General features: G+C 75.3%; 4 protein-coding genes. 3 read left to right on the top strand and 1 reads right to left on the bottom strand.

Annotation, left to right across the window (positions count from 1 at the left end; all coding sequences use genetic code 11):
• Window positions 1-52: 52 nt before the first annotated feature.
• Entirely contained in the window at window positions 53-1,909 is a 1,857-nt protein-coding gene (locus tag AWQ70_RS14185) for an AfsR/SARP family transcriptional regulator (protein ID WP_067175484.1), read from the bottom strand.
• A gap of 242 nt (window positions 1,910-2,151) precedes the next feature.
• On the opposite strand from AWQ70_RS14185, the gene AWQ70_RS14190 reads away from it, so the two are divergent.
• From AWQ70_RS14190 to AWQ70_RS14200, 3 genes are all read left to right on the top strand, one after another.
• Window positions 2,152-5,676, top strand: a complete 3,525-nt coding sequence (locus tag AWQ70_RS14190; protein WP_245646948.1) for an amino acid adenylation domain-containing protein — start codon at window positions 2,152-2,154, stop codon at window positions 5,674-5,676.
• Window positions 5,676-6,440, top strand: a complete 765-nt coding sequence (locus AWQ70_RS14195; RefSeq protein ID WP_067175490.1) for a thioesterase II family protein — start codon at window positions 5,676-5,678, stop codon at window positions 6,438-6,440. The genes AWQ70_RS14190 and AWQ70_RS14195 overlap by 1 nt, the downstream gene beginning before the upstream one ends.
• Window positions 6,437-7,088, top strand: a 652-nt coding sequence (locus AWQ70_RS14200) for a lantibiotic dehydratase (RefSeq protein ID WP_174552390.1), incomplete at its 3' end; no start/stop codon positions are given. The genes AWQ70_RS14195 and AWQ70_RS14200, both read left to right, overlap by 4 nt.

The raw sequence follows: 7,088 nt of genomic DNA on the forward strand, positions 1-7,088 counted from the left end.
GCACGACGGACGAGAAGCGCGGTGAAAGAGGAGGATCGGCGTGCGGGCCGGATCAGGAGTGGACGACGATCTCCTGCGGCTCCCAGGCCGCGTCGCCGGGGTGCAGGACGAACAGCCGGGCCAGATCGTCCACCCGGTAGTGGAACCGGCCGGCCTGACCGGTGTCGACCACCGAGACGAACCGCGCCTCGACCAGGACGCCCAGATGGTCCACGGCCGTGCCGTGGTCGAGGCCGCAGACGGCGGCGACGGTGCCGGTCGTGAACTCGACCCGGCCGAGCCGGGCCAGCCGGACCAGGGTCTGCCGGGCGTCCCTCCTGATCCGGGCGAAGCTCTGCCGCAGGCCGTCCCGTACGGTCAGGTCGGCGACGCTCAGCTCGTCCAGGCGGCGGCGCTCGTCCCGCAGCAGCGTGACGAGGCCGGCGAGCGACCAGTGCGGGCGCGCGGCGAGCCGGGCCCCGCAGATGCGCACCGCGAGGGGGAGCCGGTCGCACAGCCCGACCAGCTCGGCGGCGGCGTCGGGCTCCGCGGTCACCCGCTCGTGCCCGACGATCGTGGACAGCAGCTGGAGGGCGTGGTCGGTGTCGAAGCGGTCGAGCTCGACCATCCGGGCGCCGCCCACGCCCACCAGCCGCGACCGGCTCGTCATCAGGACGCCGCAGGACGGCGCCCCGGGCAGCAGGGGCCGCACCTGCGCCTCGTCGGCCGCGTCGTCGAGGACGACCAGCATCCGGCGGCCGCTCACCAGGCTGCGGTAGAGCGCGGTGCGCTCGGCGGGGTCGTCCGGCACGGAGTTCTTGGCCACCCCGAGCGCTCGCAGGAAGCGCCCGAGCACGCGGACCGGGGCCTCAGGGGCGTCCGAGCCGCGCAGGTCCGCGTAGAGCTGGCCGTCGGCGTACGCCGCCCCCAGCCGGTGGGCGATGTGCACGGCGAGGGCGGACTTGCCCGCCCCGGCGGGGCCGGTGATGCCCGCGACCAGCGCGGTCGTGCGGGTGGAGTCGTCGAGCAGCCCGCCGAGGTGGTCGAGGAGCACCGCGACGGCCTTGCCGCGCCCGGTGAAGTCGGCGACGTCGGGAGGCGTCTGGTGCGGCACGACGTGCGGGTCCCGGGCCACGCCGAGGGGCCGCTCCACCCCGGCGGACGGCGGGAGGTCCTGGTTGAGCACGGTCAGGTAGGCGTGCTGCGCGTCCGCGCTCGGCGCGATGCCCAGTTCCTCGGCCAGCCGGCTGCGCAGCCGCTCGTACTCCATGAGTGCCTCGGCGGGGCGGCCGCAGGCGGCGTGCAGCTCGATCAGGCGTGTGTGCAGCGGCTCGTCGAACGGCCGCGTACGGGCCAGGGCGCGGGCCCGGGGCAGGACCAGCTCGGGCATCCGCACCGAGATGGCGAGCTCGGCCAGCCGCTCCAGGCACATGGCGTGCTCGTCCTCCAGGACGCGCACCGCCGACTCCTCGCGCACCCCCTCGGGGGCGCCGTCCAGCACGGAGCCGTGCCAGAGTTCGAGCGCGGCCATCAGGGCGGCCAGCCGCTGGTGCGGATCGGCCCCCGCGGCCTCGAGGTCGGCGGCCAGCGCGGCGCGGAACCGGGCGGCGTCGAGGAACGGGTCGGGCAGCAGCAGCCGGTAGCCCCCGCCGACGTGCTCGATCTCGCCGACCCCGCCCGCCTGGTCGCGCAGCCACGAACGCAGCCGCGACACGGCGGTGCGCAGCGCGACGGTGCTGCCGACGCCGTGGCCCCACACCTGTTCGAGCAGCCGCCCCTCGGGGACGATCTCGCCGTTGTGGAGCAGCAGCACGGCGAGGAGCATGCGCGGGTGGCGCGCGGGCAGCGCCAGCGCGACGCCGTCCACACGGACCTGGAGCGGTCCGAGAACCTGGAAGTCGTACGCGGGAACGATTCTTTCGACGTTCAATGCCGGTTCCCTCGCCTGAGCCACTCGCGGATCATCGCGAAAGATCACATCAAAGCCGCAATAGCCGCAATTGCGGACACAGCAATCATACGGCCAATGATCGGCAACGCCTGACCTTTAACGTCCGTGTGTCAGCAAGTCGCCAGTCATCACAGACGGCGTAACACGGTGGCGGGCGAACCGAAATGGTGGGGCAACATGCGGGAAATCCGGTGACGCAACACACCGTAGTCGATCGATTCTTGGATGTCGTCAGGAGGTCCCCCGATCGCGTCGCCGTGGTCACGCCCGGCTCCCCGGTCACGTACGCGGAACTGGCCGCGGCGGCCGGCGGGATCCAGCGCCTGATCGCCGCCGCCGGAGGCCGCCCGGGCACCCGCGTCGGCCTGTTGACCGGACACGACGCCGGCGTCATCGCCGCGATCATGGGAACGCTGCTCTCCGGCTGCGTCTACGTCCCGCTGGACCCGTCGTACCCGGCCCCGCGGCTCGCGTACATGCTCGGCGACGCCGACGTGAGCGTGCTCGTCGCCGGCCGCAGGCACGAGACGCTCGCCCGGACCCTCCTCGGCGACCGGCCCTGCCCGGTCGTGTTCGTCGAGGACGCGACCCCGGCGCCGCCCGCCGCCTGCGCGGCCGTCGAGCCGGACGGCCTGGCGTACCTGAGGTACACCTCCGGCTCCACCGGAGTGCCCAAGGGGGTGGCCCAGAGCCACCGCAACCTGCTGCACTGCGTCGGCAACCAGATCGACAGCCTCGGGATCACCGCCGAGGACCGGCTCAGCCTGCTCGCCTCGGTCAGCTTCGACGCGTCCATCCCGGACATCTATCCGGCGCTGCTGACCGGCGCGGCCGTCGTGCCGATCGACGTGCGCGCCCTCGCCCCGGGCGAGCTGGTGCGCCGCCTCGCCGACGACGAGGTCACCGTCTACCACTCCACGCCGACGCTCTACCGGTACGTCCTCGACGCCCTCGGGCCGGACGGGCGGCTGCCGTCGGTGCGCGCCGTGCTGCTCGGCGGCGAGCGGGTGACCAGGGCCGACGCGCTCGCGGGCCGCGGCCGGTTCTCCGGCGCGTGCCTTTTCGTAAACGGTTACGGCGCGACCGAGGCCACCTTCGTCGCCCATCACCACACCGCCTTCGACGCCGTCGACGTCGTCGACTCCCCGGACGCCGGGGATGGCGGGGCGGGCCCGCTGGTGCCGATCGGGCGGCCGCTGCCCGGCTACGACGTCGTGCTGCTCGACCCCCGCGGCGCGGAAGCGGGCGGGGACGCGGACGCCGGCCTCCGGGAGGGCGAGATCGCGATCCGCGGCCCCTACCTGGCGCTCGGGTACTGGCGGGACCCGGAACGCACCGCCGAACGCTTCACCACCGACGGCGAGGGCGGCCGGGTCTACCGCACCGGGGACCTCGGACGCCTGCTCCCCGACGGCACGCTGGTCTGCCTGGGACGGCTGGACCGGCAGATCAAGGTCCGCGGCTTCCGGGTCGAACCGGCCGAGGTCGAGGCGCACCTGACGGCCCGGCCCGGCGTGGCCAAGGCCGTCGTGTCGCTCTCCGGCGACCGGCTCGTCGCGCACGTCCAGCCCGCGCCGGGCGCCGTGCTCGACCCCGCGGCGCTGCGCCGCTCGGCGGCGGAGAACCTGCCGGACCACATGGTGCCCGCGGCGGTCGTGGTGCTCGACGCGCTGCCGCTCACCCCCACCGGCAAGGTGGACGTGCTGGCCCTGCCCGCCCCGGCCCCGGCCCGCGCCGGCGAGCGGCCCGCCACCCCCGCCGAGGCGGCGGTGCACGACGCCTGGTGCGAGGTGCTCGGCGTGGCCGAGATCGGCGTGACGGAGCCCTTCTTCGACGCCGGCGGCCACTCCCTGCTGCTGGGACGGCTGCAGCGCAGGCTCACCGACCTGGTCGGGACGCCGGTGCCGATGACCGCGCTGTTCGAGCACGCGACGGTGCGCGCCCAGGCCCGGGCGTTCATGGGCCCGGCCGCCGCGCCCGCCACGCCCGCCGCGTCCCCCGTTTCACCGGCCCCGGCCCGGGACGCGGACGAGGACGCGGACGAGGAATGGGACGGCGACGACGATCCCGACGGCCGGATCGCCGTGGTGGGCCTGGGCTGCCGGTTCCCCGGCGCTCCCGGCCCGGCCGCGTTCTGGTCGCTGCTCTCCGACGGCGTGGACGCCATCTGGGACTACTCCGAGTCCGAGCTGCGCGCGCTGGGCATCGGCGAGCGGCTGCTCGCCGACCCCGCGCACGTGCGGTCCGGCGGGAAGCTGGACGGGCTCGCCGACTTCGACGCGGAGTTCTTCGGGTTCACCGCCGAGGAGGCCGCCCGCACCGACCCGCAGCACCGGCTGTTCCTGGAGACCGCCTGGGAGGCCCTCGAGGACGCGGGATGCGACCCGGAGCGGTTCGACGGCCAGATCGGGGTGTTCGCCTCGACCTCGGCCAACCGGTACTTCCTCTTCCACCTGTTCGGCAACCCGGCCGCCGGGTCCCCCGACGACCCCGACGACTGGGAGGGGCGCATCCTGCCGCACCAGCGGTCGGACCACCTGCCCGGGCAGGTCGCGTACCGGCTGGGCCTGACCGGCCCGGCGGTCGCCGTGCAGACCGCCTGCTCCAGCTCCCTGGTCGCGGTGTGCCTCGCCGCGCAGAGCCTCGCCGACCACCGCTGCGACCTCGCGCTGGCGGGCGGCGTCACCGTCACCTGGCCCCGCCACCGGCACACCCCCGGTGGAATGGTCTCCCCCGACGGCCGGTGCCGCGCGTTCGACGCCGAGGCGGCGGGCTCCGGGTTCTCCAGCGGCAGCGGCGTGGTCGCGCTCAAGCGGCTCTCCGACGCCCTGGCCGACGGCGACCACGTGTACGCGGTGATCCCCGGCTGGGGGATCGGCAACGACGGCGCGGCCCGGGCGGGCTTCGCCGTACCGGGTCTCGGCGGGCAGGTGTCCGCGGTCGCCGACGCGCTCGGCGACGCGGGCGTCTCCCCCGACGAAGTCGGCCTGGTCGAGGCGCACGGCAGCGGCACGCCGCTGGGCGACGCCATCGAGGTGGAGGCGCTGACCCGCGCCTTCCGGGCGGCCGGGGCGCGCGGCACCGGCCACTGCGCGCTGGGCTCGGTCAAGACCAACATCGGGCACACGGACGCCGCGGCGGGCGTCGCCGGGTTCATCAAGGCGGTCCTGTCGGTGTGGCACGGGCGGATCCCCGCCAACGTGCACGTCGGCTCCCCCCACCCGCAGCTCGGCCTCGACCGGGGGCCGTTCTATCTGCCCGTGAAGACCGCGCCCTGGCCGGAGGGCCGGCGCCGGGTCGCCGGGGTGAGCGCGATCGGCATCGGCGGCACCGGCGCGCACGTGCTGGTCGCGGAGGCCCCGGAACCGGACGCCCCCGAGCCTGAGGAGGCGGCGGGGCGGTTCCCTCCGGGCCGGTTCGCGCTCCACCTCTCCGCGCGCACCCCCGAGGCGCTGCGCGCCGCGATCACGCGGCTGCGCGACCACCTCGCCGCCAACCCGCACCTGCCGCTCGCCGACGTGGCGTACACGCTGGCGGCCGGACGCCGCTCCTTCGCGCACCGGGTGACGGTGGAGTGCGGCGACCTCGCCGAGGCGGTCGCCGCACTCGACCCCGACCGGCTCCTGTCCGACGCCGGCGCGGCGGAGCCGCCCTCCGGCGTCCCCCCGAAGGGGCGGCGGGTGCCGCTGCCCACCTATCCCTTCCAGCGACAGCGTTACTGGATCGACCCGCCGGGAGGCGCCTGATGTCCACCCTGACCGCCCGCTGGTTCCGTTGCCCGCGGCCCCTGCCGCACGCGGCGGTCCGGCTGTTCTGCCTGCCGTACGCCGGGGCGGGCGCGGGTGTGTTCCACCCGTGGCCCGCCGCGCTCGCGCCGGGCGCCGAGGTGCTCGGCGTGCAGCTCCCCGGCCGGGAGAACCGGATCGCGGAACCCGCCGAGATCGACATGGCCGAGCTGGCCGGCGCGCTCGCCGACACGGCCGCCTCCGACGCCCGGCCGTACACGCTGTACGGGCACTCGCTGGGCGCCCGGCTCGCGTTCGAGCTGATCCGGGCGCTGCGCGACGCCGGTGCGCGGCTGCCGGACCGGCTCTACGTGGGCGCGGCGCGCGCGCCGCACCTGGCCGGGTCCTCGACGTTCGACGGGCTGTCCCGGGTGCCCGACGACGAGCTGGTGGCGCGGGTCGTGGCCGGGGGCGGGGTGCCCGAGGCGGTCGCCGACGAGCCCGAGCTGCTCGAACTGCTGCTGCCGGCGCTGCGGGCCGACTTCACCCTGCTGGACGAGTACGTCTACCGGCCCGAGGAGCCGCTGCCGGTGCCGATCACGGCCTTCGCCGGCACGCTCGACCGGGCGGTGTCGATGGAGCAGATGGCCGGGTGGGAAGGACACACCACCGCCGGATTCGTCCTGCACCGCATCGACGGCGGTCATTTCTTCCTGCATGAGCGGGAGGCGGACCTGTTCGCCCTGCTGTCGGCCGACCTCGCGACCGTGGGCGGCGCGCGGTGACGAAGCCGAACCTGGGCGACACCGGCTGGACGGTGTGGCCGGACGCCCTGCTGCGCACCACCGGGTTCCCCGCGGCGGGGCTGGACGCCTTCGCCGCGCCCGCCGCCGCTGCCGCCGCCGACGACCTGCTCGCCGGATACGGCGACGCGGAGGTCTTCGACAAGGTCCTCTCCGAGGCCCTCGCCGCCGGGGCGGCCAAGATCTGCGAGATCGCCGCCGACCCGCTGTTCCGCGAGGCCGTCACCTGGCAGAACCCCGGCGTGCTGATCACTCTCGACGGGATCCTCGCGAAGGGCCCGGGGGCGAACCGCACCTCCCGCCGCCGCGCGCGCGAGCGTTCCGTCGCCCGTTATTGGCAGCGGTACTGCGCGAAGAACGAGACCATCGGCTTCTTCGGCCCCGTCTGCTGGATCACCGTCGCCGACACCCCCCGAGCACTGGACGTACGCCCCGGACCCGCGCTGCTGCGCGAACGGCGCGTCACCTTCGAAAGCTGGGCACTGACCGCCTACGCCGACCACCTCGCCACCGACCCCCGCGTCCGCGCCTGCTGGCCCCCCGCCCTGCTCCCCCACCTCACCCTGCACGAACGCACCATCCTGCGCCCCATGCAACCACCACTGGCCCTCTCCGCCGCCGAGGCCGACC

It is taken from the genome of Microtetraspora niveoalba, from assembly GCF_001570405.1.
Taxonomy (GTDB): Bacteria; Actinomycetota; Actinomycetes; order Streptosporangiales; family Streptosporangiaceae; genus Microtetraspora; species Microtetraspora niveoalba.